The organism is Motilimonas thetidivivens (assembly GCF_046452435.1).
GTDB lineage: Bacteria > Pseudomonadota > Gammaproteobacteria > Enterobacterales > CBDFNC01 > Motilimonas.
In genome coordinates this window covers 39,325-65,965 of record NZ_JBKFDK010000016.1, presented here as the reverse complement: position 1 = coordinate 65,965, position 26,641 = coordinate 39,325, and the positions used below count along the sequence as shown (strand labels likewise).

The 26,641-nt window shown below is 44.6% G+C and carries 21 protein-coding genes; 13 read left to right on the top strand and 8 right to left on the bottom strand.

Annotated features, from left to right (window positions below; all coding sequences use genetic code 11):
* Window positions 1-157 precede the first annotated feature (157 nt).
* The 8 genes from rimP (at window position 158) to nlpI (ending at window position 10,072) form a co-directional block, all read left to right on the top strand.
* Window positions 158-616, top strand: coding sequence for a ribosome maturation factor RimP (gene rimP, locus ACK8OT_RS12845; RefSeq protein WP_410196917.1), 459 nt, complete (start codon window positions 158-160; stop codon window positions 614-616).
* Between the two features lie 14 nt (window positions 617-630).
* Window positions 631-2,127 carry a transcription termination factor NusA gene (gene nusA, locus ACK8OT_RS12840; protein ID WP_410196916.1) on the top strand — a complete coding sequence of 499 codons (1,497 nt, stop codon included), beginning with the start codon at window positions 631-633 and terminating at the stop codon, window positions 2,125-2,127.
* A gap of 26 nt (window positions 2,128-2,153) precedes the next feature.
* Window positions 2,154-4,826, top strand: coding sequence for a translation initiation factor IF-2 (gene infB / locus ACK8OT_RS12835; protein ID WP_410196915.1), 2,673 nt, complete (start codon window positions 2,154-2,156; stop codon window positions 4,824-4,826).
* A 133-nt stretch (window positions 4,827-4,959) separates the two neighbouring features.
* On the top strand, window positions 4,960-5,355 hold the full coding sequence (rbfA, locus tag ACK8OT_RS12830) for a 30S ribosome-binding factor RbfA (RefSeq protein ID WP_410196914.1): 396 nt from the start codon (window positions 4,960-4,962) through the stop codon (window positions 5,353-5,355).
* Complete coding sequence (gene truB, locus ACK8OT_RS12825) at window positions 5,355-6,287, top strand: tRNA pseudouridine(55) synthase TruB (RefSeq protein ID WP_410196913.1); 933 nt, start codon at window positions 5,355-5,357, stop codon at window positions 6,285-6,287. Before rbfA ends, truB begins: the two co-directional genes overlap by 1 nt.
* A gap of 146 nt (window positions 6,288-6,433) precedes the next feature.
* Window positions 6,434-6,703 (top strand): 30S ribosomal protein S15, encoded by a 270-nt coding sequence (gene rpsO, locus ACK8OT_RS12820; protein ID WP_233073328.1) that lies wholly within the window; start codon window positions 6,434-6,436, stop codon window positions 6,701-6,703.
* 209 nt (window positions 6,704-6,912) lie between these two features.
* Window positions 6,913-9,030 (top strand): polyribonucleotide nucleotidyltransferase, encoded by a 2,118-nt coding sequence (gene pnp / locus ACK8OT_RS12815; RefSeq protein WP_410196947.1) that lies wholly within the window; start codon window positions 6,913-6,915, stop codon window positions 9,028-9,030.
* A gap of 163 nt (window positions 9,031-9,193) precedes the next feature.
* On the top strand, window positions 9,194-10,072 hold the full coding sequence (gene nlpI / locus ACK8OT_RS12810; protein ID WP_410196912.1) for a lipoprotein NlpI: 879 nt from the start codon (window positions 9,194-9,196) through the stop codon (window positions 10,070-10,072).
* Between the two features lie 82 nt (window positions 10,073-10,154).
* On the opposite strand, the gene ACK8OT_RS12805 is transcribed toward nlpI, so the two are convergent.
* On the bottom strand, window positions 10,155-11,033 hold the full coding sequence (locus ACK8OT_RS12805) for a U32 family peptidase (RefSeq protein ID WP_410196911.1): 879 nt from the start codon (window positions 11,031-11,033) through the stop codon (window positions 10,155-10,157).
* An 8-nt stretch (window positions 11,034-11,041) separates the two neighbouring features.
* Window positions 11,042-12,037 carry a ubiquinone anaerobic biosynthesis protein UbiU gene (gene ubiU, locus ACK8OT_RS12800; RefSeq protein WP_410196910.1) on the bottom strand — a complete coding sequence of 332 codons (996 nt, stop codon included), beginning with the start codon at window positions 12,035-12,037 and terminating at the stop codon, window positions 11,042-11,044.
* A 166-nt stretch (window positions 12,038-12,203) separates the two neighbouring features.
* Between ubiU and ubiT the strand changes: the two genes are divergently transcribed.
* The 4 genes from ubiT (at window position 12,204) to ACK8OT_RS12780 (ending at window position 15,571) form a co-directional block, all read left to right on the top strand.
* Window positions 12,204-12,740, top strand: coding sequence for a ubiquinone anaerobic biosynthesis accessory factor UbiT (gene ubiT, locus ACK8OT_RS12795; protein ID WP_410196909.1), 537 nt, complete (start codon window positions 12,204-12,206; stop codon window positions 12,738-12,740).
* 120 nt (window positions 12,741-12,860) lie between these two features.
* A complete protein-coding gene (locus ACK8OT_RS12790; RefSeq protein WP_410196908.1) occupies window positions 12,861-13,301 on the top strand; it encodes a hypothetical protein in 441 nt (146 codons plus the stop codon).
* 166 nt (window positions 13,302-13,467) lie between these two features.
* On the top strand, window positions 13,468-14,646 hold the full coding sequence (locus tag ACK8OT_RS12785; RefSeq protein WP_410196907.1) for an aminotransferase-like domain-containing protein: 1,179 nt from the start codon (window positions 13,468-13,470) through the stop codon (window positions 14,644-14,646).
* Between the two features lie 295 nt (window positions 14,647-14,941).
* Entirely contained in the window at window positions 14,942-15,571 is a 630-nt protein-coding gene (locus tag ACK8OT_RS12780; protein ID WP_410196906.1) for an NADPH-dependent FMN reductase, read from the top strand.
* 30 nt (window positions 15,572-15,601) lie between these two features.
* Here ACK8OT_RS12780 and ACK8OT_RS12775 read toward each other — a convergent pair whose 3' ends face one another.
* From ACK8OT_RS12775 to ACK8OT_RS12760, 4 genes are all read right to left on the bottom strand, one after another.
* Window positions 15,602-17,080, bottom strand: a complete 1,479-nt coding sequence (locus tag ACK8OT_RS12775) for an MATE family efflux transporter (protein WP_410196905.1) — start codon at window positions 17,078-17,080, stop codon at window positions 15,602-15,604.
* An 89-nt stretch (window positions 17,081-17,169) separates the two neighbouring features.
* Window positions 17,170-17,415, bottom strand: coding sequence for a YfhL family 4Fe-4S dicluster ferredoxin (locus ACK8OT_RS12770; protein WP_410196904.1), 246 nt, complete (start codon window positions 17,413-17,415; stop codon window positions 17,170-17,172).
* A 19-nt stretch (window positions 17,416-17,434) separates the two neighbouring features.
* On the bottom strand, window positions 17,435-18,820 hold the full coding sequence (gene trhP, locus ACK8OT_RS12765) for a prephenate-dependent tRNA uridine(34) hydroxylase TrhP (RefSeq protein WP_410196903.1): 1,386 nt from the start codon (window positions 18,818-18,820) through the stop codon (window positions 17,435-17,437).
* A 213-nt stretch (window positions 18,821-19,033) separates the two neighbouring features.
* Window positions 19,034-20,173, bottom strand: coding sequence for a Na/Pi symporter (locus tag ACK8OT_RS12760; RefSeq protein ID WP_410196902.1), 1,140 nt, complete (start codon window positions 20,171-20,173; stop codon window positions 19,034-19,036).
* 459 nt (window positions 20,174-20,632) lie between these two features.
* On the opposite strand from ACK8OT_RS12760, the gene ACK8OT_RS12755 reads away from it, so the two are divergent.
* Entirely contained in the window at window positions 20,633-22,198 is a 1,566-nt protein-coding gene (locus tag ACK8OT_RS12755; protein ID WP_410196946.1) for an AbgT family transporter, read from the top strand.
* Window positions 22,199-22,266: 68 nt separating this feature from the next.
* Here the strand turns inward: ACK8OT_RS12755 and ACK8OT_RS12750 are convergent, their stop codons facing one another.
* Entirely contained in the window at window positions 22,267-24,039 is a 1,773-nt protein-coding gene (locus ACK8OT_RS12750) for a GGDEF domain-containing protein (RefSeq protein WP_410196901.1), read from the bottom strand.
* Between the two features lie 228 nt (window positions 24,040-24,267).
* A complete protein-coding gene (gene ppk1 / locus ACK8OT_RS12745; protein ID WP_410196900.1) occupies window positions 24,268-26,460 on the bottom strand; it encodes a polyphosphate kinase 1 in 2,193 nt (730 codons plus the stop codon).
* Window positions 26,461-26,641 lie beyond the last annotated feature (181 nt).

The following is a 26,641-nucleotide window of genomic DNA, read 5'->3' as shown; positions in this document are numbered from 1 at the left end:
TTGTTTTAAGTAACGACTTAGAACAATAGTTTTAAGCCAAGCTTAATTCAGTGGAAAGTGTAAGGCCCCGTTTACGGGGTTTTTTATTATCTGGCCATTTTAAATGGCTAAATATATGGGCTATAAAGCCCTTTTTTTGTTTCTGAAGGAGGCGTAATTGGCTGGTCTAGAACAAAAATTAACGGAAATGTTAGAGCCAAGTATTAATGATTTAGGCTTTGAGTTACTTGGTATCGAATTTCATAGCGCAGGAAAAAACTCCATTTTGCGCATTTATATCGATCATGAAAATGGTATTTACGTGGATAACTGCGCCGAAGTCAGTCACCAGGTCAGTGCTATTTTAGATGTAGAAGATCCTATTTCCACTGAATATACCCTTGAGGTTTCTTCTGCTGGAATGGAAAGGCCATTATTTAAAGTTGAACACTATCAGCAATTCATTGGCGAAGAAGTGAAACTTCAACTGCGTATGCCAATTACCAATCGAAGAAAATGGAAAGGTGTTATCAAAGCAGCACAAAATGACCTTATTACCATTGAAGTGGAAGGTCGTGAAGAAACATTTGCGATGAGTAACATCCAAAAAGCTAACATAGTTCCTAAATTTGACTAACGGGGCGATCAGGAATGAATAAAGAAATCTTACTAGTCGTAGATGCCGTATCTAATGAAAAAGCTGTTCCTCGTGAGAAGATTTTTCAGGCACTAGAAAGTGCACTGGCGACTGCAACTAAGAAAAAATATGAAGGTGACATTGAAGTACGTGTAGAAATTGACCGTAAAACCGGTGAATTTGACACTTTCCGTCGCTGGTTAGTGGTTGATCCTGAAGTTGGGGTTGAGCATCCTTATAGCGAAATCACATACGAAGCAGCGGCGTTTGAAAACCCTGACATTCAAGTGGGTGATTACGTAGAAGACCAAATTGAGTCGGTTAAATTTGACCGCATCACTACCCAGACAGCTAAACAAGTGATCGTACAGAAAGTACGTGAAGCTGAGCGCTCTATGGTGGTAGAACAATACAAAGAGCAAGAAGGTGAGCTAATCACGGGTGTGGTGAAAAAAATTAGCCGTGACACCTTAGTGATGGATTTGGGCAATAACGCTGAAGCGGTGATCCTACGTGACGAAATGTTACCACGTGAGAACTTCCGCCCTGGTGACCGTGTACGTGGTTTGCTGTTTTCTGTTCGTCCAGAAGCACGCGGTGCACAACTTTTTGTCAGCCGTAGCCGTCCAGAAATGCTTATTGAGCTGTTCCGTCTTGAAGTGCCAGAGATTGGCGAAGAGATGATTGAGATTAAAGGTGCGGCTCGCGATCCTGGCTCTCGTGCTAAAATTGCGGTGAAAACCAATGATAAGCGCATTGATCCTATCGGCGCTTGTGTGGGGATGCGCGGTGCGCGTGTTCAAGCCGTCACCAGTGAATTAGGCGGTGAGCGTATTGATATCGTGTTATGGGATGATAACCCAGCGCAATTCGTGATTAATGCAATGGCACCTGCGGAAGTGGCTTCTATTGTTGTGGATGAAGATTCCAACAGCATGGACATCGCCGTTGAAGCAGACAACCTAGCCCAAGCGATTGGCCGTAATGGTCAAAACGTACGTCTAGCGTCACAACTAACTGGTTGGGAGCTAAACGTAATGACAGTGGCTGAACTGCAAGAAAAACATCAAGCTGAAACAGATAAGGTCATATCTTTATTTGTAGATAAGCTAGATATTGATGATGATTTTGCAACTCTACTTGCAGAAGAAGGCTTTAGTACGTTAGAAGAAATTGCTTACGTACCAGTAAATGAGCTTATGGAGATTGATGGTTTAACAGAAGAGATTGTTGACCAACTTCGTGAGCGCGCAAAAGGAGTGCTGACGACAAAAGCACTGGCTGATGAAGAGAACCTTGAAGGCGCGGAGCCAGCAGCTGATCTGCTTGCCCTTGAAGGATTAGATGAGCATTTAGCTTATGTGCTAGCAAGCAAAGGCATTGTGACCTTAGAAGATCTAGCCGAGCAAGGTGTTGATGATATCAGCGAAATCGAAGATCTAGGCGAACAAAAAGCAGGCGAGCTAATTATGGCTGCCCGTAATATTTGTTGGTTTAGTGATGAAGCATAATTAGGTCAGCGGAGGATATAATACCAATGGCAGAAGTAAGTATCGAAACCCTTGCCAAAGAAATTAGTACGCCGGTTGATCGTCTAGTTCAACAGTTTGCTGATGCAGGCATAAATAAGAAAAGTGGCGACAACGTCAACGAAGACGAGAAGCAAGCACTACTTAATCACCTATCAAAACAACATGGTGGTAAGGCTGAGCCAAGTCGCATGACGCTACAGCGTAAAACCAAAACGACTCTAAACGTTGCGAGTACCGGTGGTAAGCAAAAAGCGGTTCAAGTTGAAGTGCGTAAAAAGCGCACCTACGTTAAACGTAGCGCAGCGGAAGAAGAAGCAAGAGCAGCTGAAGAAGCGCGTCTAGCAGCAGAAGCCGAAGCGAAAGCCAAGGCTGAAGCAGAAGCTAAAGCAGCTGCGGCAGCAAAAGCGAAAGCTGAGGCCGAAGCAAAAGCCAAGGCGGAAGCAGCGGCTAAAGCAGAATCGAATAAAGAAGCTAAGCCAGCAGCCAAAAAAGCAGAGCCAGTGAAATCGAAGAAAGCCGAAACACTAACGCCTGAGCAACAAGCAAAAGCGAAAGAAGAAGCCGAACTGCTGAAAAAAGCAGAGCAAGCTGCTTTATTAAAAGCAGAGCGTGAAGCGGAAGCGCTAGCTCAAGAAGCCAAACGTTTAGCGGAAGAAAATGCTAAGCGTTGGGAAGAAGAAGAAGAAAAACGTAAGCGTGAAGAAGAGCAAGCGGATCACCATGTGACAACTTCGCTTGCTGCGCGTGCTGCCGAAGACAAGATTGACTCTCAAGCAGAAGGTCAAGGTCGTCGTCGTAAGAAAAAACCACGTAAAGACAAAGAAGAGCCAGTTGCTCGTCCGGTTAAGGGCAAGCGCGGTAAACGCATGCAACCGCAAGCGCCAACTTCGATGCAACATGGTTTCCAAAAGCCTGCTGCACCTGTTGAACGTGAAGTTAAAATTGGTGAGACCATCAGCGTCGCTGAACTAGCTAACAAAATGGCAGTTAAAGGCGTTGAAGTTATCAAGACCATGATGAAAATGGGCGCGATGGCGACCATTAACCAAGTGATTGACCAAGAAACTGCTGCGTTAGTAGCTGAAGAAATGGGTCATAAAGTTATTCTTACCAAAGAAAACGAGCTTGAAGAGCAAGTAATGGCTGAAGCGCAAGGTAACAAAGAGTTAGCTCCGCGTGCGCCAGTCGTTACCATTATGGGTCACGTTGACCATGGTAAAACATCATTACTTGACTACATTCGTCGTGCAGCCGTTGCTGAAGGCGAGGCCGGTGGTATTACTCAGCATATCGGTGCTTACCATGTAGATACCGAAGGCGGCATGATCACCTTCCTTGATACTCCAGGTCACGCCGCGTTTACCGCTATGCGTTCACGTGGTGCTAAGGCAACAGATATTGTAGTACTTGTTGTGGCGGCTGATGATGGTGTAATGCCACAAACAATCGAGGCAATCCAGCATGCTAAAGCGGCTGATGTACCTCTGATTGTTGCTGTGAACAAGATGGATAAAGAAGCTGCCGATCCCGATCGCGTGAAGACCGAGCTATCGCAACATGAAGTTATCTCAGAAGAATGGGGTGGCGATAATATGTTTGTGCATGTATCAGCTAAAGCGGGTACTGGCATCGATCAGCTACTTGAAACCATCTTGCTACAAGCTGAAGTACTTGATTTACAAGCTTCACCTGTTGGCCCTGCTTCGGGTGTCGTGATTGAATCTCGTCTTGATAAAGGGCGTGGTCCGGTTGCTTCTATCTTAGTACAGCAAGGTGAACTTAAGCGCGGTGATATTGTGCTATGTGGCCTAGAGTATGGCCGTGTGCGTGCGATGCGTGATGAAAACGGTAAAGAAATTGAAGTCGCTGGTCCTTCTATTCCTGTTGAGATTTTAGGTCTTTCGGGTGTACCGAGTGCGGGTGATGAAGCTACCGTAGTACAAGATGAGAAAAAAGCGCGTGAAGTAGCGCTATACCGTCAAGGTAAGTTCCGTGATGTTAAGCTAGCGCGTCAGCAAAAAGCGAAGCTTGAAAACATGTTTACCAACATGGAAGCGGGTGAAATTTCTGAGCTTAACGTGGTACTTAAAGCGGACGTTCAAGGTTCACTTGAAGCGATTTCTGATTCATTAACTAAGCTATCTACAGATGAAGTTAAAGTTAATATTATCGGTCGTGGTGTGGGTGGTATTACCGAAACAGATGCTTCGTTAGCTGCCGCGTCTAATGCTATCATTCTTGGCTTTAACGTACGTGCTGATGCAACCGCACGTCGCTTGATCCAAGCCGAGAGTGTTGACTTACATTACTACAGCGTTATCTATGACTTGATTGATGAAGTGAAAGCGGCCATGTCTGGTCTACTTTCGCCAGAATTCAAGCAAGAAATCATTGGTTTGGCTGAAGTACGTGATGTATTTAAGTCACCTAAGATTGGCGCAATTGCGGGTTGTATGGTGACCGAAGGTCAAGTTAAACGTAGCGCACCAATTCGCGTTCTACGTGATAACGTGGTTATCTACGAAGGTGAGCTTGAGTCACTACGTCGCTTTAAAGATGACGTACAAGAAGTACGTAACGGCATGGAATGTGGTATCGGTGTTAAGAACTACAATGACGTGCGCGTTGGTGACCAAATCGAAGTATTTGAAACAATTGAAGTTAAACGTAGCTTATAATTAGCTATTGTTAATACAGTGATATTAAGGGGGCAATAGCCCCCCTTTTTGTCATAGGTGCAACTTGATTTGATCAAGCGACACCTTCAATGAGTCGTGGTTGAGGCTGTCGAGAGCCTTAAGAGAGAAAAAAATGGCAAAAGAATTTAGCCGCTCACAACGAGTTGCACAGCAAATTCAAAAAGAAATTGCAGGAATTTTACAACGAGATGTAAAAGACCCGCGTATTGGTATGGTGACGGTATCAAGCGTTGAAGTGAGTAAAGATCTGGCCTATGCGTCGGTTTTTGTTACCTTGCTGAACTTTAATGACGACGGTATCGAAGAGTCGATGAAAGGCCTTAAAGAAGCTTCGGGCTATGTTCGCATGCTACTGGGTAAAGCCTTGCGTTTACGCATCGTGCCTGAAATCAAATTCGTTTACGACAACTCACTGGTTGAAGGTTTACGTTTGTCTGGTTTGGTGAGTGAAGCCGTGAATAAAGATAAGCAGAAACAACAGCAATCTGGGCGTGACGAGGAAGAGTAATGGCGAGACGTAGTAAGGGCCGTAATGTTCACGGCGTTTTATTATTAGATAAGCCAACGGGTATATCTTCTAATGATGCGCTGCAAAAAGTGAAACGCATTTATTTTGCAGCCAAAGCGGGACATACGGGCGCATTAGATCCCCTAGCAACAGGCATGTTACCTATCTGTTTAGGTGAAGCCACCAAGTTTTCACAATACCTACTCGACTCTGACAAACGTTACGTGGTGACCGCTAAACTTGGCGTTCGTACCACGACCAGTGATTCAGACGGTGAAGTGGTAAGTGAGCGTCCTGTCGATTTTAGTCATGCCGATCTCATCGATGCGCTTGATAAATTCCGTGGTGACAGCATGCAAGTGCCGTCGATGTACTCGGCATTAAAATATCAAGGCCAACCCCTTTACAAATATGCACGTGAAGGGATTGAGGTGCCACGTGAAGCCAGACCGATCACGGTTTATGAGCTCAAATTACTGCGCTTTGAAGGTGATGAGTTAGAGCTTGAAGTGCACAGCAGTAAAGGTACTTATATTCGTACTATTGTTGATGACTTAGGCGAACTGTTGGGCTGTGGTGCACACGTGATCCAATTGCGTCGGACTCAGGTGAGCACGTACCCGTATGAGCGCATGCTGACTCTTGATCAATTGCAATGTATTTTAGAGCAAGCCCAAGCCAGCGATACGCAGCCGAGTGATGTGCTGGATCCTTTGCTATTGCCACTGGATACCGCCGTATCGCATTTGCCAGAAGTGAATATGCCGGACGTAGTGGCTGAGTATGTAAAACACGGCCAACCTGTGCAAGTGAGTGGTGCACCTGCATCTGGACTGGTGCGCATGACCGCGGGCGAAACACGTTTGTTCCTTGGTGTAGGCGAAATCAATGATGATGGTTTAGTCGCGCCTAAACGCATGGTTAATTATTAAGCCATTGTGAGCCATCATAATGGTCAATAAATATCTATTTGTGGGCTTGTGTTTAAGTGAGCCTACAGGTAGAATCCGCATCTCATTTTACAGCTGAATTAGTGATCGGCTGTAATTCATTTAAATCTATAGATACTGGAGTAGTTATGTCACTAAGTGCAGAAGCTAAAGCAGCAATCGTTGCAGAATTCGCAACAAAAGAAGGCGATACGGGTTCACCTGAAGTTCAAGTTGCTTTGTTAACAAATCAAATCAACCACCTTCAAGGTCACTTTAAGACTCATATCCACGATCACCACAGCCGTCGTGGTCTACTACGTATGGTTAGCCAACGTCGTAAGCTTCTAGATTACCTAAATCGTAAAGATTCAGAGCGTTACGCTGCTCTAATCGCTAAATTAGGTCTACGTCGTTAATTTCGACTTAGATAGACAAAAGGAGCCTAACAGGCTCCTTTTTTGATCCAACGGTTTTTTTGTCAGCCAGCTCGGCTTACTTTATTGCGATAAGCCAAAAAAATGCAATGCAGACTGGCTAAGCTGTATTTGAATAATATGATTTCAAAAACTTATACAGTATAATTACACGCGAAATTAACGACCCAAAATTTAAAGGATGATTCATGCTGAATCCGATAGTTAAAACCTTCCAGTATGGCCAACATACTGTCACTCTTGAAACGGGCGCAATCGCTCGTCAAGCAACTGCTGCCGTAATGGTTAGCATGGATGATACTGCTGTATTTGTATCTGTTGTCGGCAAAAAATCGGCTGAGCCAGGCCGTGACTTTTTCCCTCTAACGGTAAACTACCAAGAGAAAACTTACGCAGCAGGTAAGATCCCTGGTGGTTTCTTCAAACGTGAAGGCCGTCCAAGTGAAGGCGAAACACTAACAGCACGTTTAATCGATCGTCCAATTCGTCCATTATTCCCTGATGGCTTCAAAAACGAAGTTCAAATCGTATGTACTGTGGTTTCGGTAAACCCTGAGGTTCACCCTGATCTAGTGGCTATGATTGGTGCGTCTGCTGCATTAGCCATTTCAGGTATGCCTTTCGGTGGTCCAATCGGTGTTGCTCGTGTTGGTTACAAAGACGGTGAGTACCTACTGAACCCGACTAAGACTGAATTAGAAACAAGCCAATTAGACCTTGTTGTTGCGGGCACCAAAGACGCAGTGCTAATGGTTGAATCAGAAGCTCAGCTATTGTCTGAAGACGTGATGCTAGGCGCGGTGGTATATGGCCACGACGAGCAACAAAAAGTTATCGATGCGATCAATGAATTTGCCACTGAAGTAGCTACTCCTGCATGGGATTGGGTTGCTCCAGTTGAAAATACAGCGCTGAAAGATAAAGTTAAAGCATTAGCCGAAGCGAAGTTGGTTGAAGCATACCAAATCAGCGAAAAAGCAAAACGTTATGATGTTATCTCGCAAATCACTGAAGAAACAGTAGCGCAGCTTGTCGCTGAAGATGAAACTGTTGATGCCAAAGAAGCGGCTGAGATTGTGCATGATGTAGAGAAAACCGTTGTACGTAGCCGTATTATTGCGGGTGCGCCACGTATCGATGGTCGTGAACCAGATACGGTTCGTGCACTTGACGTGAAGACAGGCGTATTACCACGTACTCACGGTAGCTCGCTATTCACTCGTGGTGAAACGCAAGCGCTGGTGACTTGTACCTTAGGTACTGAGCGTGATGCGCAAAACATCGATTCACTAATGGGTGAGCAAAAAGATTACTTTATGCTGCACTACAACTTCCCTCCATACTGTGTGGGTGAAACCGGTATGATTGGCTCGCCTAAGCGTCGTGAAATTGGTCACGGTCGTCTAGCGAAGCGTGGTGTACAAGCGGTTATGCCAACACTGGCTGAATTCCCTTACACAGTGCGTATCGTATCTGAAATTACCGAATCAAATGGTTCGTCTTCAATGGCGTCTGTTTGTGGTAGTTCACTTGCGCTAATGGATGCGGGTGTACCACTTAAAGCTTCTGTTGCGGGTATCGCTATGGGTCTGGTTAAAGAAGGCGACAACTTCGTTGTTCTTTCTGACATCCTAGGCGACGAAGATCACCTAGGTGATATGGACTTTAAAGTAGCAGGTAGCAGCGAAGGTATTACTGCTCTGCAAATGGATATTAAGATTGAAGGTATCACACGTGAGATCATGGAAGTTGCCTTGACTCAAGCTCGTGGTGCTCGTCTGCATATTCTACAAGTGATGGATCAAGCTATCTCTGGTGCACGTACTGAAATTTCTGAATTTGCACCTCGTATCCACACTATCAAGATCAACCCAGAGAAAATTCGTGATGTTATCGGTAAAGGCGGCGCAACGATTCGTCAACTTACCGAAGAAACTGGCACGACGATTGAGATTGATGACGACGGTACGGTTAAAATTGCTGCAACCGATGGCGAGCAAGCCAAAGATGCAATTAGCCGCATTGAAGCCCTAACGGCGGAAATCGAAGTGGGTCGTATCTACTCAGGTAAAGTCGTTCGTCTTGCTGATTTTGGTGCGTTTGTGAATATCCTACCGGGTAAAGATGGCCTAGTGCACATCTCACAAATTTGCCAAGAGCGTGTGCAAAACGTCTCTGATCACCTGAAAGAGGGTGATGAAGTGAAGGTGAAAGTACTAGAAGTAGATCGTCAAGGTCGTGTACGTCTAAGTATTAAAGAAGCATTAGCTGAGTCAGCTCCTGCTGCAGAAGCACCAGCAGCTGAATAATATTTCTGCCTAAGTGTACTAAAGGAGCCTGATTGGCTCCTTTTTTTTGCTTTAATTTCTTTACTTTAAGACGGGGATCAGCCAGTCTCTGCTTAGAATAATGCTTGTATCAACATTTCGTTTCAGTTATCACCAGCGATACAAGTAGGACGGGAGGAATTTAATGAATAAATGGGTTTTAGCCATGTTAGCCGTAGCCGGTTTGTTAACTGGTTGTGCGACGAATACCGCAAGTGTGAACAGTCCCCAATCCTTAGTATTGGCTGTGCCGTTACAAGTGACTTACCAAAGTGAATTGAAACTAATTCGTCTTGGCCAAATGATTAACTCTCCCGATGTGGACAGCGAAAAGCTCGCGTTATTATTTTATGAGCGCGGTGCAACCTATGATCAACTAGGAATGACGTCATTAGCGCGTTTTGATTTTAACCAAGCGATCAAGGTAAAGCCTGACTTTGCTGAGGCATACAATTATTTAGGTGTTTATCTCACCCAAATGCAAGAGTTTGATGAAGCATTTGAAGCCTTTGATTCGGTGCTTGAGCTACAGCCAGAACACCAATACGCCTATATGAATCGAGGCATTGCGCTATCCTATGCCGGAGCCGATACCCTCGCACTCGCCGATTTAGAAGCCTTTGTGGCGTTTGAGCCATCGGAGCCGTATCGTAACATCTGGTTATATTTGGTTGAGCGCCGCCTTGCACCGGATGCCGCGCTAACACGGTTAGCTAACAATGCGGCTCGTCATCAAACCGATGAATGGGGCTGGCGGATCGTAGATTTTTATACCGGTAAAATTAACGAGTCTGATTATATTGGCTCGGTAACTCAAGGTATTGAAGACAACCAAGGGCTGGCTGAGCGCTTATGTGAAGCGTATTTCTATTTGGCGAAATGGTATCAAGCGCAGGGCAATGACGTGCTTGCTGCTAGTTTTTACAAACTTTCGTTAAGCAATAATGTGTATGAGTTTATTGAGCATAAATATGCGTTACTTGAACTCGATTTGTTGGCACAAAAGCACAGTAATTTACGCTAAATTATCGCTGCACTTAAGCTAGAATGACTCAGTTGTGTTAACGGGTTGGTGAGTATTGACTCACCAACCAGAGCGCTTTTTATTATCCTGTTTTTGCTAATCCCGCAATGTGGTACCAATAGCCATTACATTCATCCGCAGCTAACGTATAGGGCTTATAGTGGGCAAATTGCTGCTTGAACAATGAGGTAACCCCTAGGCTTGCACTGTCTTCAGGGCTGATCCTGACAATATCTGCTAACTCATTCAATTGCTTCGTTTCATTGAGTAAATTACAACGCAGCCCTGATTGGGTTTGAATACCATTGAGTACAAACAGGGGTTGTTGCTCTTGGGTGTGCATCACGCGCCCTTGCGGGTAGTTAATGCAGCAAAGTTCACAATCATCTTTGGCTTTGTTCTCGCTACGGGCGGTAAAGCATCGCGCCGAGTAGGCCAGTGGCATATGACCCCAAGCAAACACTTCGACTTCAAATTGATCACGTATGCCTAAGGCTTCACAATCAGCGAGCAAGCTGCGCAGCCAATCAGCGGAAAGCTCTACCGGCATCACCCAGCGCTTCATCCCTTTGCTTAATAGAAATTGGATCACACTGGCGTTGTAGCAGTTGATAGCGGGGCCGCAGACAAACGGGACGTTTTGTTCGGCTAACAGCTGAACTGCGCCCAAGTCGTTGGCTTCCACCATAAATTGCCCGTTGTCACAAAGCTCTTTAAGGACACGTACCTCAGACGGCGCTTCAAGTAAGGCCATGGTCGACAAAATAATTTGTTTATCGGTATTGGCGGCCAGATCCTTCGCCAAGGCAATCCAGTCTTTTGCCTTTAGCTCACGGCGCTTACTGCAAACGGTCTCACCTAAATAGATGATGTCGGCGTCCGACGTTAAGGCTTGCTGATAAAAATCCGTTACGGTTTGTTTTGGCCAGAAATACAATATCGGCCCGAGTGAAATCTTCATGCTTGCTCCTATTGCCATGCCTTGTGATAAGCGCCTAAGGTGGTGGTGCTGCCTTCGGAAACTTTGTCTAAGGCATTGTTCCAAGCGGGGGTAACTTGGTATTGCTCTGGCGCTTGCTGATAAGTATCTATGGCTTGGCGCCATACTCGGGTAATTTGCTCAACATAAGCTGGGCTGCGCTGACGGCCTTCAATTTTGACCGCAGCGATGTTGGCTTTGAACAGCTCAGGCAGCAGGGCTAAGGTGTTTAAACTGGTCGGCTCTTCTAGGGCATGGTACAAGCTATCTTCGACCTTAAAGCGGCCCTTGCACAAGGTCGGGTAGCCGGTTTTTTCATCGTGTTGATATTTATCGATCAACACCCCACTGAGGCGAGATTCCAAGCCATTTGGGGTTTCCTGCCAGCGAACAAATTTAGCCGGAGAGCAAGCGCCAACGGTGTTGGGGGATTCTCCGGTGACATACGAGGACAAATAACAGCGTCCTTCAGCCATGATACACAAGCTACCAAAGGCAAAAACTTCTAGCTCTATGTTAGTTGCCCTAGCCAGTTGTTTAACTTGATGAATAGACAGGACGCGTGGCAATACAACTCGAGAGACATTGAAGTTTTGTTGGTAGAACTCAATGGCCGGTGCGTTGGTTGCAGAAGCTTGCACCGAAAGGTGAAGATCAAGCTCAGGATAACGTTTAGTTGCGTACTCAAGCGCGGCAATATCGGCCACGATCACGGCATCGGCACCCATTTCGGCGCATTTATCGATGGCCTTAAACCAACGCTGTTGCTGACCTGGGTGAGCAAAGGTATTGATGGCAACATGCAACGCTTTGTTGTGGGATTTTATATAGTCGACCCCTTGCTGCAATTTCTTATCGGTAAAGTTCAAACCTGCAAAATGGCGAGCATTGGTGTCATCTTTAAAGCCGATGTAAACCGCATCTGCGCCATTGTCGATGGCGGTTTTGAGCGCGGGTAAATTCCCCGCGGGACAGAGAAGTTCCATATTAGTGCCTTTCATATTTCAATCTCGGCATTGTAGGGATTGCCTAAGCCGGTCATTTTGATGCAGGGCAGGGTTGCGCAGGTTTTATGGTATTTGTTTGATTTAATACAGGGACGCTTGGCGTTAACTGCTCAATAATGGCAATTTTTGTCCGATCAGGAATGTTATGTTAGCGCAACTTCATCATCAATTAGTTAAGCTTGGCCCTCAAGTGCTACGAGTGCCCGCCCAAACGGTTCCCTTCGCAGTGCAGCGAGTATTGCTTGAGAACGCATTAAATACACTGCTTGCCTCTAGTATCGAAGACGAAGAGCTCGACTTTCTTATCGATAAATGGCTTAAGGTCTGTATCAGTGATCTAAACTTGGCTTGGTGTATGACATTGCAACAAAACCGCATTGTGGTTGCCGATGCCAATCAAAGCCATGACGTGCTATTTCAAGGGCAGCTAAATGACTTGATCTTAATTGCTGGACGCAAGGAAGATGCAGATACTTTATTTTTCCAACGCCGACTAAAAATTGAAGGCGATACCGAATTAGGCTTAGAGGTTAAAAACCTACTTGATGGTTTTGATATGACATTACTACCTAAGCCCGCTTTACAAGGGATTGCTGCACTCGCTAATTTTGTCGAGCAAGGTCTCACCCCGGTTCAAAATGGCTCTGGTGGACTGGCAAGCAAATTAAAATTAGTTCCCTAACACTGTGAAATATGCGCGTTTTTTGTTCTATTTTTGTGCCATTACACACTTTAGCGCTTCCAGTTGGTAATTAGTTAAAGATAATCGTAGGCTAGCACCATCAATGTAATGGTGGTGGACATGATAGCTCGAAATGTATTTCGATTATTAGTGCTGGTATTTGTCTTTTTTGTGACGATGACATTCGTTACGGAACAAATCCTGCCTTGGCAAAAAGCGCAAGTTATCAGCCAGCATTTAATCCAAAGCTATTTTCCAGCTGGGGCAGAGTTTAGCGGCGCACTCATTTACCTCATGTTAGTGTTTAGCGCTGCCTTAGTTTTGATTGCGATTGTCGGCTTATTGTTGTTCTGGAGCTTGGCTCGTTGGCTTTTCTTGTTCGGTTATGGCGTTTTGATCATCATTAACTGGTTAACGCAGTCACCTATGATGCTCAGTTACCTTGCTAATCTCTTTACTCACCTTAGCTCTATTACCGGTGGTTTTATTATCTGCGCGGTGTTTTTTACCAATGTACGCCATTATTTTATCTCCGAACGGAAAATTTGGAGTAAGCGCTAGGACGAATCCAAAAATCCCTTGTTATTTGTCGGTAAATAGCATAAAAACATTCCATTAATAAGAATAATTGTGTTACCACTGGGTGCTAACGTCCTTCTTGTTAGCATAAAATTCCGATGTTTTCCCATTGGGTGGTATTTTATAGAAGTAACCTGGATGTATTAATATGAATAAGCTTTTCTCCGACCGTATCTCAGATGTTCCACAATCCTTCATCCGTGAAATCTTAAAAGTGGCTGTCGACCCGAGCATCATTTCATTTGCGGGCGGGTTGCCAAATCGTGATTTATTTCCGGTCGAAGCGTTAAAAAAAGCTACCTTAGATGTCTTTGACAGTGCGGGTAAAGATATTCTGCAATACAGCAATACCGAAGGTTATCTGCCATTAAGAGAGTACATAGCTAAGCGCTACAAAGATCATGAAGGGTTAGAGATAGATCCTAGCGAAATCCTAATTACCAGTGGCTCACAGCAGGGGCTGGATTTATTGGGTAAAACCCTTCTCAACGAGGGCGATGATGTGATCATCGAAGAGCCTGGTTATTTAGGGGCCATTCAGGCTTTTTCGGTTTATAAATCAAAATTCAATCCGGTGCCGGTCAGTGATACAGGGCTGGATGTGGCGTCTTTTGAGCAAACCTTAAACAAGGTTAATGCCAAATTGTTTTACGCTGTGCCTAATTTCCAAAATCCATCGGGCGTTTCTTACCCTGAGCAAAATCGCCATGATGTGGCAGCTGCCTTGGCGAAAACCTCAACCTTACTGATTGAAGACAATCCATATGGCGATTTACGTTTTTCAGGTAAACCCGCTAGCTCGTTCCGTAAGTTGATTCCAGAGCAAACCGTATTACTGGGCTCTTTCTCTAAGACAGTCGTACCTGCGTTTCGTTTGGGGTGGATTGTGGCACCAAAGGCGTTGATGGAAAAATTGGTTATTGCTAAGCAAGCTTCTGATTTACATACAAACTACTTCTCACAACGGGTGTTATTTGAGTTTCTATCGCAAAATGATCTCGATGCTCATGTTGCTAATATCATTAAGGTATATGGTGAGCAAAAAGACGCGATGGAGCAGGCGATTAAAAAGTATTTTCCACCTCAAGTTAAATGTACCCAACCAGAAGGCGGTATGTTCTTGTGGGCGACCTTACCAGAAGGCATGGATGCACGAGCCTTGTTTGACTTAGCGATTAAGGAAAAAGTTGCTTTTGTACCCGGCGCGCCTTTTTATGTTAGCACCACGGAAACCAACACTTTGCGTCTGAACTTCTCAAGTGTGGATCCGGCGACCATAGAAGAAGGCATCAAGCGGTTAGGTAAGGTGATCGCCTCGCAGCTTTAATCGAGAACGCTAACGAGCCACCGTAAGGTGGCTTTTTTATGACACTTTTGTTTCAATAGATTCTAAATCGTATTCCCTTCGGCTTAGTAAATCCTACCGTAACTAAAATAGTAATTGGTTTATTTATCTTTATTTGATTAATTTAAATCGAATTGGATGCAATCCTATCTAAGTTGTACTAAATTGTTGCCATTGTCCTCGATGACAATTTGGGTCAGAGCTAAGCCTTTAACAATAATATTATTAGCTCACTGTTTTTTTATCGGGCCGTACATCCAGAATCAAGGAGTGTTCGGTGAACATAGTAATAATTAGTGGTAGTCAAAGAAAAAATTCATCTGCTAACGCAGTGGCACAGGCCATCTCAATCAGGGCGAAAGCCTCGAATGATGTGGTAAATTGCCGCCTAATCAACTTATCCAAACTTAGCATTCCTCTATGGGATGAAGATCTTTGCAAAGAAATCGATCACTGGCTTGACGATTGGTACGATACCCATCGACTGCTACAACACGCCGATGCTGTTATTGTGGTTAGCCCTGAATGGGAAGAAGTCACTTTAAAGAATTTCTTTGCCCTTTGCGAACGCTCTGAATTAACGGCCTTACCGGGGTTAGTGGTGCGGATTGCCAGTACTTGTCGCGGTGCGTTTTCTGCACAGGAGCTGAGATTAAGCAATTTTGTGTTTAATCGTCTTTGTTTCGTGTTAGATCATATTGTGGTAGCCACCACGGACGAAGTGATTAAATGTAAGCAAGAAGATTATCAACTTGATGGTCTAAGTGCTGAGCGATTGGATTATGGTTTTAAACTGTTACGTTGTTTTGCCAATGGCGACACGCCCATTGCGCAGGTGATGCAACCTCATCATAAGGTGATGCTGCCTAAAGAGCCTGCTCGTCGTACGTTGCTGGCGTACCAGTAGGAAGGAAGCGCAGAGTTAGTAGATTTGCTACTAACTCTTGTTGTTTTCCTGTGTGGTATCTTCGGCTTTGTTTGTCGCGACTGGATTATCATTACACAAGTAGACACGGCTTGAGCTAAAAGGGCTCAACGGAATGTCGGCTTCTGTCTTGGGCTCAGCGGGTGGATGTGAATGACAAACTAGCCAATCTTGTTCTATTTTGCCAATTAGGCGATAAGCAATCACAACGGCTATGATGCCAAAAATCATGGTGCCGAGAGCTTGGCCGTATAAGACCCCACTAGGCCCATACCAAAGGGCTCCCAAGTAGACAAAGGGAATCGTACCTAAGGTCGATTTACCCACATTGAGTAAAGTAGAGTAGCTGGCAAAGCCCAAGTTATTAAAAGAAGCATTGGCAATAAACTGACCACCGGAAAAAACAAAACTGACTGCAATCGCCTGACAAAATAGCCTGACAATACTGGCTCCATCTGCACCCACACCAAATGCGGCAATGATTAGCTCCTGCGCAAACGCCAAGCACATGGCCGCTGTGAGTACATATAAAGTGACAAACTTGAGTGATTCATTCAGCGTTGCTCTCACCCTATCGAATAAATTAGCACCATAGTTCTGGCCAATAATAGGGCCAATTGCACCGGATAAGGCGAAAATCATGCCAAAAGCAACGGGCAAGATCCTACCGACTACCGCCCAGCCGGCAACATAGCCATCACCAAATTGGGCAAATTCAGCGGTGACGTACGCATTACCAAAAGGGGTGGCAATATTGGTCAAAATACCGGGGCCAGCAATGGCCACAATAGGGCGAATATCTTGTTTAAAGTTTGCCCAATGAAAGCGACCAATCAGTCTATGTTGAAAATGCGCGCCATAAAACCCGACCGCTAAAACGGCAAATCGAGCGAGTACAGAAGCAATGGCCGCACCTTCTAGCCCCATACCCAGTGCAAAAATAAAGAGGGGATCAAAGGCCGCATTAACCGCCCCTCCCGTTAGGGTTGAATACATGGCTTTTTTAGCATCGCCAACAGCGCGTAGCGCCGCCCCCATATTCATGGCCAGACATAAAAATGGCAAAGAAGGTACCAAGATACGCAGGTAGCTAGTGGCGTAAGCTAAGGTATCACCGGTAGCGCCAAGCAAGGCGAGTAACTCTGGCACAAAGCACCACATGAGTGCGCTAAAGAGGCTGGTTAATAAGAAACCAAAAACGGCAATATTGATGGCAAACCGCCGTGCTTTTTCACGATCTTTTTGACCGATTGAACGAGATACCAGCGCCGACATGGAAATAGAAATACCTATGGCAACGGAAGTGGTAAAAAACGAAAGCGTACCGGCATAGCCTATGGCGGCGGCTAATTCTACTTCCCCTAATAAGCTAATAAAGAATAAGTCAATTAAATCAACTAGAAACAATGCGGTAAGACCAATGGCATTGGTCGATGACATCACTAAGATATGCTTAAAGATGGAGCCGTGGGTGAACTTAGCTTGGGGCATAGTTGCTCACTAAGGGAAAAATGACAACTGTCAGTGTAAAAGGCGTAAGGGAAAAAGTCACCGCCCAATTGGGTGGTGACTTGAATCAATTAAGGGTGAAGACGCAAGAACTTAGCTTGTAATTGCTCAGGCGTTTCAACATGGTCGGGATCTGGGATGATGCAATCAATAGGACACACGGCAACACAGGTGGGTTTATCGTAAAACCCCTCACACTCAGTGCACAGGTCGGGATCGATTTCATATATTTCAGCACCAAACGAGATCGCCGTATTAGGGCACTCGGGATCACACATATCACAGTTGATACATTGATCTGTGATCAATAAAGCCATTCGCTAATCCTTAGTCCGCTTAAGCAGATTTTGCTTGGTGCGGATTACGGGTATCGGCATTTTCCGGTAGATTGCGCATCAGTAGGGCAAAATCTAGCTCGATATCATCTGGTAGTGGAATATAAACGATATGACCCGATCCTTTCGCATCATCGATGGCTTCGCCTTTTCGGTTTTGCATCTGCTCTAAGGTAAAGGTGATATTACCTTTTGGCGTCATTAGCTCCATGCTGTCGCCAAGCAGGAATTTATTTTTCACCGTGACTTCAACCAAGCCTGTTTGCTCGTTACGCCCGGTGATTTCACCCACAAATTGCTGATAAGTACTTACCGAATAGCCGTAATCATAATTTTGGTATTCGCTGTGATTATGGCGACGTAAGAAACCTTCGGTGTAGCCGCGATGAGCTAGGCTTTCTAGGGTTTGCTTAAGGCTAGGATCAAATGGACGTCCGGCTACAGCGTCATCAATGGCTTGCTTATAGATTTGTGCGGTTCGCGCACAGTAGTAAAAGCTTTTGGTACGACCTTCAATCTTTAATGAATGCACACCCATTTTAGTTAGGCGTTCAACGTGTTCAATGGCACGAAGATCTTTTGAGTTCATGATGTAGGTACCATGCTCATCTTCAAAAGCCGGCATGTATTCACCGGGGCGACCTTGCTCTTGTAGCAGCACGACTTGATCGGAAGGTTTACCTGCGCCTAGGGTCGGCTCAATATCTTGCTCACTAGGGGTATAAATTTCAGGTTTAACCGCGACAATGTCACCCACTTCATTTTCGGTAGCTTCATGGGTGTCGTATTTCCAACGACAAGAGTTAGTGCAGGTTCCTTGGTTAGGATCGCGCTTATTAATGTAACCCGATAGTAAGCAGCGGCCCGAGTAAGCCATACACAGCGCGCCGTGAACAAACACTTCTAATTCCATTTCGGGGGCATGTTCACGAATGTCTTCAATCTCTTCCAGTGATAATTCACGGGATAAGATAACGCGCTCAACGCCTTGCTGTTGCCAAAACTTAACCGTAGCCCAGTTTACCGCATTGGCTTGCACCGAAAGGTGAATAGGCATGTGTGGGAAATGTTCACGTACCATCATGATTAAACCTGGATCAGACATGATCAGCGCATCTGGGCCCATATCAACCACGGGTTTCATATCGCGAATGAAGGTCTTAAGCTTAGAGTTATGAGGTTGAATATTACATACCACATAAAACTTCTTGCCTAAGGCATGGGCTTCATTAATGCCAATTTGTAAATTTTCGTGATTGAATTCATTGTTACGCACGCGTAACGAATACCTTGGCTGACCTGCATACACGGCATCTGCTCCATAAGCAAAGGCATAGCGCATGTTTTTTAAGGTGCCAGCAGGTGACAATAATTCAGGTTTAAACATAATTAATCTCTTTGGTCTGATATCAAGTCAGGGTTAAACCACTTACTGGTTTAATGGGGCGCAAATTTTACTGGCTTTACCCACACAAAGCAAAGGGTATTGATGACGAGTTAATAAGGCTAGAGCTTGCTGAAATAAGTGTTTGAGTTTTAAAGATAGAAAAGAGAAAGAAGGAGCGTGACCTGCGATAGCAAGCCACGCCAAAGCCTTGGTTTAGCGAGCGCCAAACAGCATTAAGCCCGGTACGACAAAGAAGGTGCCAAGCACATAGCTAAAGGCCAGCATTTTGTTTTTGGAGCCAACTTCGGCAAGACGCTCAGCGGCAACCACGGGTAGGTCACGTAAAAACGGCAGGCCATAGATAAGGATAACGGCTAAGAAATTAAACAAAAAGTGTACTAGCGCTATGGTCAATGCTGCTTCCGCTGCTGCACCAGTAATGGCGGTGGCAGCGAGTAAAGCGGTGATTGTGGTCCCGATATTTGCGCCTAAGGTAAATGGGTAAATTTGGCGAGTGCTAAACATTCCTGAGCCAGCAAGGGGGATCATTAAGCTGGTGGTGGTTGAAGACGATTGCACCATCACAGTGACTAAAGCACCGGAACAAATCCCCGTTACCGGACCTTTACCTATGGCATTGTGTAACACATTTTTAGCTCGGCCAACCAGTACGCGTTTAAGTACTTTACCTAGGTAGGTCACCGAAAACAAAATGATCAGAATACCGGTAACAACCATGGCGATACCTACCGCCTTGCCGGGTAAGAAAGACCATAAATCATTGATCAAGCTAACCGTTGGTTTGGTTAAAGGCTTCATGAAATCAAGCCCTTTCATGGAAACATCGGCGCTGCCTGCCATTAGGTGAGCAAGGAAGGAGGCCAGCTTTTCCAAAATCCCAAACATCAGCTCGAGAGGTAAAAAGATAGCAACCGCGAGTAGGTTAAAGAAATCATGTACGGTAGCAGCACTAAAGGCGCGTTTAAAATCTTCTTTTTCACGAATATGACCAATAGACACTATGGTGTTTGTAATGGTTGTGCCCATGTTTGCACCCATGATCATAGGGATAGCAATAGAGATAGGCAGACCGCCGGCAACTAAACCGACAATGACCGCTGTGACAGTAGAAGATGACTGCACTAATGCGGTGGCAAGGGTGCCCAATAATAGAGCGACAAAAGGATTGTTGGCAAACTGGAAGATTTGCTCAGCTCCGCTGGCTCCACCAGAAAAGATTTTAAAACCACTACTGACAGTACTGACAGCAATTAACATAGCGTAGACCAGTGCCACTACTGCAAGCCAATTTAAGGTATTTTGTATGACTTGCTTACCCTGATTCATTTTCATTTTTCGCTTCCTATCACTAGCGCAGAGCTTTTGTTTAATGCCACTGCGTTAGGTTTGAGTATGGTTTTACCTTAGGTTTAACCTCAGGTTGCACCCCAATTCCTGTTTAGGCGCTACTTAAGCTTTTAACCATCACTTAGCGATTCATCGGGTACCTATAAGAGTATCTCAATGACTCTATTGCCAAGTGAAAGCTAACACCTTAGGTGATGTTTCAGTTTTTTGACACGCGGATTACAGCAGAAAAATGTGACAGAAATATTTCACTGCATAACCTGTGTTTTCGTAAACGGGCGCATTTTGCAGTGATTTGCAGACAATTAACAGCTTAATTGATCTAAAACAGTTATGAAATTAGATAAAGGTTTGTTGAATATTCTGTTTTTTGCTATTTTTGCAGTGTTAAAATCGAGTTTTACAAATAATATAAATACAATATAGTGGTTTATACCTATGGCAATGACAACAGATGCAACAGAACCAGCGCCTTCTAACCGAAAAAACAAAAGGTTACTAAAGGCTTTAGATAGTATTGAGCGGATCGGTAATAGATTACCCGATCCAGCGGTACTTTTTTTAATCGCTTTATCGATTGTAGCGCTTTTATCTTGGCTGCTTTCTAGCTTTACTTTTACTGAATTAGATCCTCGCACCAATGAAGCCATCTATGTGACTAACCTATTAACCGGTGAAAGGGTCGCAGACTTTTTGGCAAACATGGTGACCACGTTTACCAGCTTTGCGCCTCTTGGGGTGGTACTAGTGGCCATGCTAGGTGTTGGGGTTGCCGAGCATTCGGGCTTTATTAATTCAGGTTTAAAGTTGTTGCTTAAGGTGACACCTGAAAAACTGCTGACACCCTCCATTATTATGGTTGGGATCATTAGTCATACCGCAACCGATGCCGGTTATGTGTTAGTGATTCCACTGGCAGGGGTGATATTTCATGCGGCTGGACGTCATCCTCTGGCGGGTATTGCAGCGGCTTTTGCTGGTGTGAGTGGCGGTTTTTGTGCGAACTTTATCCCTTCCGCTATCGACCCATTACTGCAAAGCTTTACCCAAAGTGCTGCGCAAATTGTGGCACCTGACATTCAAATTAATCCGCTTAATAACTGGTTTTTTGCTTCGGCTTCAAGCCTGTTGATTATGTCGGTTGGTTGGTACATTACCGACCGTATTATTGAACCAAGATTGCGTGACACCAAAGTTGATGGTGATCCGGCTGATATCCCAACCTTTGAAGATATCACCAGTAAAGAGCGCGGTGCTTTTTGGTTAGCCACTGGGGTGATGTTACTTGGTGTTGCTGTTTTAGTTTATGCAAGTGTCCCAGCGGACAGCCCGATGCGAGCGCCAACCGGTGAGTTAGCCGTGTTTAGTGCGCCCTTGATGCGCTCTATTGTGCCGCTGATTTTCTTGCTGTTTGTGATCCCTGGCATTGTCTATGGTGTGCGAGTGGGCACCTTTAAAAGCTCAAAAGATGTAATAGCGGCGATGAGCAAGTCAATGGGCTCGATGGCTTATTATATTGTAATGGCGTTTTTCTGTGCCTTGTTCATTAAAGCCTTTGCCGACTCTAATATTGGTGCGCTGCTGGCGCTAAAAGGAGCGGATGCACTTAAATCATTGGCATTACCCTCGGGGGTAACCATAGTCGCGATGGTCTTTTTAACGGCGGCGGTTAACCTGTTTGTTGGCTCTTCATCGGCAAAATGGGCGTTGATTGGCCCCATTATGGTGCCTATGTTGATGCAACTGGGTTTGTCTCCGGACTTAACTCAAGCGGCTTATCGGGTAGGTGATTCGAGCTCGAACATTATTACCCCATTAATGCCGTACTTTCCTCTGGTTGTTGTCTATTGTCAGCGTTATGTTAAGAATACCGGTCTTGGCACATTAATGGCTATGATGCTGCCTTATTCCATCGCTTTACTGCTGATTTGGACCACGTTCTTACTTATCTATTGGGGTTTAGGTTTCCCGCTAGGCATACAAGCCAGTTACAGTTTTCCTGCTCTCTAACTTTTGTCGGCCGTGGCTTTTGGTGACAACAGCCATATCCCTGCAACATGGCTATTAGCTTAGGTTTTCTAGGCTAATAGCTTGGTTGCTTCGGGTAGCCTTGCTTGCAGTATGTGCTCCGATAAGATGTAAAGCTGGCTATGTTGACTTTGCTTTGCCTGCTTTTTAGCTTGCGAAGCCAGCTCTGTGATGTACTCCGAGGAGCCGGTATAATTTTCGGGAATTGAGACCACGCCAACCGCGAGCCCCATGATAGGAAAAAAGCGGGTTTGGCCTTCGCGATCTAGGCCACTGATGCCTTGTTGTAGTAGGTGTTTGGGTTTATATAGTTGCGTGATTTTTTGATCAAATTCAGCAATGACTCTCTCACAGCTGGCTTGCCAGTTAGCCTCTCTAAGCAGTGCAATAAAATCATCACCCCCAACATGACCGAGGAAGTTTTGATCTTTATGTAATTGTTGCTTGAGGATGTCAGCCAGTAAGGAAATTGCCTCATCCCCTTTGCTGTAGCCATAGCAATCATTGAAAGGTTTAAAGTGGTTAAGATCAAAATAGGCGACTTTAAATCCTCCGCCTTGGCGTAAATACTGTTGCAAAGTTTGGTTAATTGGCACATTACCGGGTAACAAAGTGAGTGGATTGGCATGGCGAGCCAGTTTTAGCTGATATTGGGTTAACTCACGCATTAAGTCACGAATGGCACCTATGCCTTCATAAATACCATTGCGGCTGATAATAAAGTTTAGCTCTAATTCTAGAGCATCATTTTCGGTTAGCTGGGTACTCACCTGCGTTAAATCTAGGCTTGATTCGACGATGAGAGGCTGAGTATGCATTAACTCATTGATCGGTTTGCGGCCATATAGCTCACGACCATAACGACTAGAAAATAAATTCAACAGATCTTGTCGCTTGATCAAGCCAAGGGGTCTTTGTTGCTCAACCACGGGTAAACAGCTAAGCTCAGGCTCAGCTAAAAAACGCTCCATGACTTCGTTGGCTTTGGTATTCGGGGCAATAGGGATACAAGGAAGCAATAAGCTGCCGATATGTTGAGTAAAAGCGTTTGTGTCCTGATTTTTATTTAACAGCAGATGTGACCAGCGTCTTGATGAAACAGGTACATCTTGCGGGGGAGAAAATAAGTAGCCCTGACAATATTGAATGCCCATACTTTGGGTGACTTTAAGCTCCTGTACTCGCTCAATGCCCTCAACAATCATTTTGCAGTTAACTTGATAAGCCAATTGGCAGATTGAGCGCAGAAACTGGCGTTTGATCGGATCTTTATCTAATCCGCTAGCAAAGTAGCGGTCAACCTTAATAAAGTCAGGTTGTAATTCCGACCAAGTTCTTAATCCCGAATAGCCTGCGCCAAGATCATCAATCGCTATCGCGATGCCGCTTTGCTTGATTTGTTTAACCTTAGCTTGCATGCTGATGGGATCTTCAATTTGATACTGTTCGGTTAATTCCAGTACCAACTGTTGCGGGGCGACTTGGTAGTGATTGAGTAGCGCAAGAATAGCCTTGATTGCAATTTGATTAATGGCTTTGGCACTTAAGTTAATGAACAGGTAGCACTTTAAGTCTAATTGACTGAATTTTGCGAGTGCGGCTTCGATACAGGTCAGCTCTAAATCAGGCAATAATCCTGCTTGCTCTGCGGCTTCAAAGAGGTGCAATGGTGCATGTAAACGAGAGCTAGATGGACCTCGACTTAAGGCTTCATAACCTAATGCGGGGCCATTGGCCGTATCGACAATAGGCTGCAACAGAATATTGATCTTGTTTTGCTTAATGATGTTTGCTATCTCAAGATAGCTGTGTGTGACGTCCATGTTTGTGCTCATTTTTTATTTTTACTCTAAGTCTTTGGTATGACAGTAAAATGACGATGGCCATAAAAAAATAATGAGCACTAGAGTTAAATAGTTAGTAACTTAAGTCGTTAGTAAGGTATTGATTGCTTAAATAATTGGCTAGATGGGTTGTATCAATCTAAAGGATCAGTTCCTAAAGGGCTGGTAGAGAGAATAGGCCACAGATTTAGCTGTGGCCTTTAGCAATTATACCTTTTCTAAGTCGGCTGGCTTTGTCGCTGTGGCGATGTCGGTCATCGGCTCTGCTGGCGTAGCTAGATCATTTTGCTCGGCTTTTGCTTGCTCTGCTGCTTGTTCTAGCGCTTGCTGATGCTTAATTTGTAATTGTTGCTCGCGCTTTTTAAGGTATTCATAACAGCTCACTTGCGAGCGGATCTTACGGCGATTGCCTCGCTGCACATATTCATTTTTCTGCTCTTTGTCTATCACCCTTGCCTTAGTCGTATCGTTGAATTGTATTTCAAGCAAATACTTGATCATGGCTTGCAGCTCAGGGTGATAAATAGGGCAGCCAACTTCGATACGGTTATCTATATTTCGGGTCATCCAATCGGCAGACGAAATATAAAATTTCTCATCACCATTGTTGTGGAATATAAACGTGCGTGGATGCTCCAAAAAGCGATCAACAATACTGATGATTTCGATGTTGTCACTGACGCCTTCAATGCCTGGTACCAAGGCGCACATGCCGCGAATGATCATGCGGATTTTAACCCCAGCCGAGCTGGCGGCATAAAGCCTGTTGACGATGCCTTTATCTACTAAGTTATTCACCTTAACGGTAATCGCTGCTTTTTTACCCTGTTTTGCATTGGCAATTTCAGCATCTATCATGCGGTAGATAGAGCGTCTTGCATTGATAGGAGAAACCAGTAGGTGATTTAGTTTGGGTCGACGATACGGGTGCTCGATAAAATCAAATACCGAATCAACTTCTTGAGTTAATTCTGGGTTTTTGGTGAGCAGTGCAAAATCGGTATAAATCTGCGCGGTTTTTTCGTTAAAGTTCCCCGTGCCTAGGTGAGCATATTTAACCCATTCATCGCCTTCGCGACGTGTAATCAAACATAGCTTAGAGTGAATTTTAAGGGTAGGTAAACCAAATACGACTTTAACACCAGCTTGAGTAAGGCGTTTTGACCACTTGATATTGGCTGCTTCATCAAATCGAGCTTGCAGTTCAATGACAACTGTCACCTTTTTACCATTGTTAACCGCATCAATTAAGGAGCTAACAATGCGAGATTTGTTAGCGACCCGATACAGGTTGATCTTGATGGTACTCACCTTAGGATCAAATGCCGCTTGGCGCAGTAATTCAGTGACATAGCGGAACTTGTGATAAGGGTAGTAGAGTAAAATGTCGCGTTCACTGATCGCTTCAAAAACGGTATTAAACTTTTCAAATTGATTGCAGGACAGGGCGGGCAACTTAGGGTTTTCTAAGTAAGCTCGGCCAACATTTGGAAAGCCAATAAAGTCTTTAAAATTATGATAACGGCCACCAGGAATAATACTGTCGTAGGATGAAATATGTAATTTATCCTTGATGAAATCCACCATATGCAGCGGCATTTCTCGGTCGTAAACGAAGCGCAGTGGTTCGTTAGTAAGGCGTTGTTTTAAGCCTTCAGACATTTGCTCAAGTAGGCCGTGCTCGGCGACGTTTTGCATATTGTATTCGGCGTCGCGCGTCATCTTAATCGAATAAGCATTGAGGCTGTCAAATTCGTAAAAACCACGGAAGAGGTCATCGATACAAAAGCGTATAATATTATCTAATAAAATCAGTGATTTCTTACGCTTGGTTTGCTCACTTGGCAGTTGCACAAAGCGCGGTAAATCATTAGTTGGAACCTCAACCAAGGAGTAAGTGGTTTTATCCCCCTTGCGGATCTCAATAGCAAGATAGGTGTATTCATCCTTTAAAAACTTAACCAAGTCTATGTTTTTAGTGAGCTCTATCGGTGCAAGGTGTCTTAGCAGTTTGTTTTTGAAGTAACTTCTTAGCCAAGCTTGGTGGTTTTCTGAGAGTTGGTTCTCGTTGACCAAGAAAATGTTGTGTCTGGCCAAGGCCAAAATAATTTCTTTGTAGGTGTTATCAAAATCTTGTTGTAGTTTAAGTACTTTATTTTGGATCTTAATCAATAGGTGTTTAGCTGTGTCGTCGCCGCCTTGTGCTTCGTTGATGATGATACGACGCTTCACATCAGCAACACGAACCTTGAAAAACTCATCTAGGTTATTGGAGAAGATACCCAGAAAGCGAACCCGTTCAACAATAGGAACACTTTTATCCATGGCTTCTTGCAATACTCGTTCGTTGAACGATAGCCAACTTAATTCCTTTTCAACAAACAGCTTATCCAAACTCACTTGTGACCCCCTGAAAACTAACCAATAGACGTGCAGTATTTGATTTTAGATTAGATAAATACAATGTGTTCACCTGCACTAGTGAGCACTTAAAACCACCCGATTTTGATATTGAGCGGGCTATTGTACGCAAACCCTTGTACTTTTTTACTGACGCTTCTAGCACAAAACTAGAAAATCG

What these genes read in the sequence shown, in the direction of transcription:
- nusA (WP_410196916.1), top strand. Translation starts at nt 631, where the DNA reads ATGAATAAAGAAATCTTACTAGTCGTAGATGCCGTATCTAATGAAAAA.
- infB (WP_410196915.1), top strand. Translation starts at nt 2,154, where the DNA reads ATGGCAGAAGTAAGTATCGAAACCCTTGCCAAAGAAATTAGTACGCCG.
- rbfA (WP_410196914.1), top strand. Translation starts at nt 4,960, where the DNA reads ATGGCAAAAGAATTTAGCCGCTCACAACGAGTTGCACAGCAAATTCAA.
- truB (WP_410196913.1), top strand. Translation starts at nt 5,355, where the DNA reads ATGGCGAGACGTAGTAAGGGCCGTAATGTTCACGGCGTTTTATTATTA.
- rpsO (WP_233073328.1), top strand. Translation starts at nt 6,434, where the DNA reads ATGTCACTAAGTGCAGAAGCTAAAGCAGCAATCGTTGCAGAATTCGCA.
- nlpI (WP_410196912.1), top strand. Translation starts at nt 9,194, where the DNA reads ATGAATAAATGGGTTTTAGCCATGTTAGCCGTAGCCGGTTTGTTAACT.
- ACK8OT_RS12805 (WP_410196911.1), bottom strand. Translation starts at nt 11,033, where the DNA reads ATGAAGATTTCACTCGGGCCGATATTGTATTTCTGGCCAAAACAAACC.
- ubiU (WP_410196910.1), bottom strand. Translation starts at nt 12,037, where the DNA reads ATGGAACTTCTCTGTCCCGCGGGGAATTTACCCGCGCTCAAAACCGCC.
- ubiT (WP_410196909.1), top strand. Translation starts at nt 12,204, where the DNA reads ATGTTAGCGCAACTTCATCATCAATTAGTTAAGCTTGGCCCTCAAGTG.
- ACK8OT_RS12790 (WP_410196908.1), top strand. Translation starts at nt 12,861, where the DNA reads ATGATAGCTCGAAATGTATTTCGATTATTAGTGCTGGTATTTGTCTTT.
- ACK8OT_RS12785 (WP_410196907.1), top strand. Translation starts at nt 13,468, where the DNA reads ATGAATAAGCTTTTCTCCGACCGTATCTCAGATGTTCCACAATCCTTC.
- ACK8OT_RS12775 (WP_410196905.1), bottom strand. Translation starts at nt 17,080, where the DNA reads ATGCCCCAAGCTAAGTTCACCCACGGCTCCATCTTTAAGCATATCTTA.
- ACK8OT_RS12770 (WP_410196904.1), bottom strand. Translation starts at nt 17,415, where the DNA reads ATGGCTTTATTGATCACAGATCAATGTATCAACTGTGATATGTGTGAT.
- trhP (WP_410196903.1), bottom strand. Translation starts at nt 18,820, where the DNA reads ATGTTTAAACCTGAATTATTGTCACCTGCTGGCACCTTAAAAAACATG.
- ACK8OT_RS12760 (WP_410196902.1), bottom strand. Translation starts at nt 20,173, where the DNA reads ATGAAAATGAATCAGGGTAAGCAAGTCATACAAAATACCTTAAATTGG.
- ACK8OT_RS12755 (WP_410196946.1), top strand. Translation starts at nt 20,633, where the DNA reads ATGACAACAGATGCAACAGAACCAGCGCCTTCTAACCGAAAAAACAAA.
- ACK8OT_RS12750 (WP_410196901.1), bottom strand. Translation starts at nt 24,039, where the DNA reads ATGGACGTCACACACAGCTATCTTGAGATAGCAAACATCATTAAGCAA.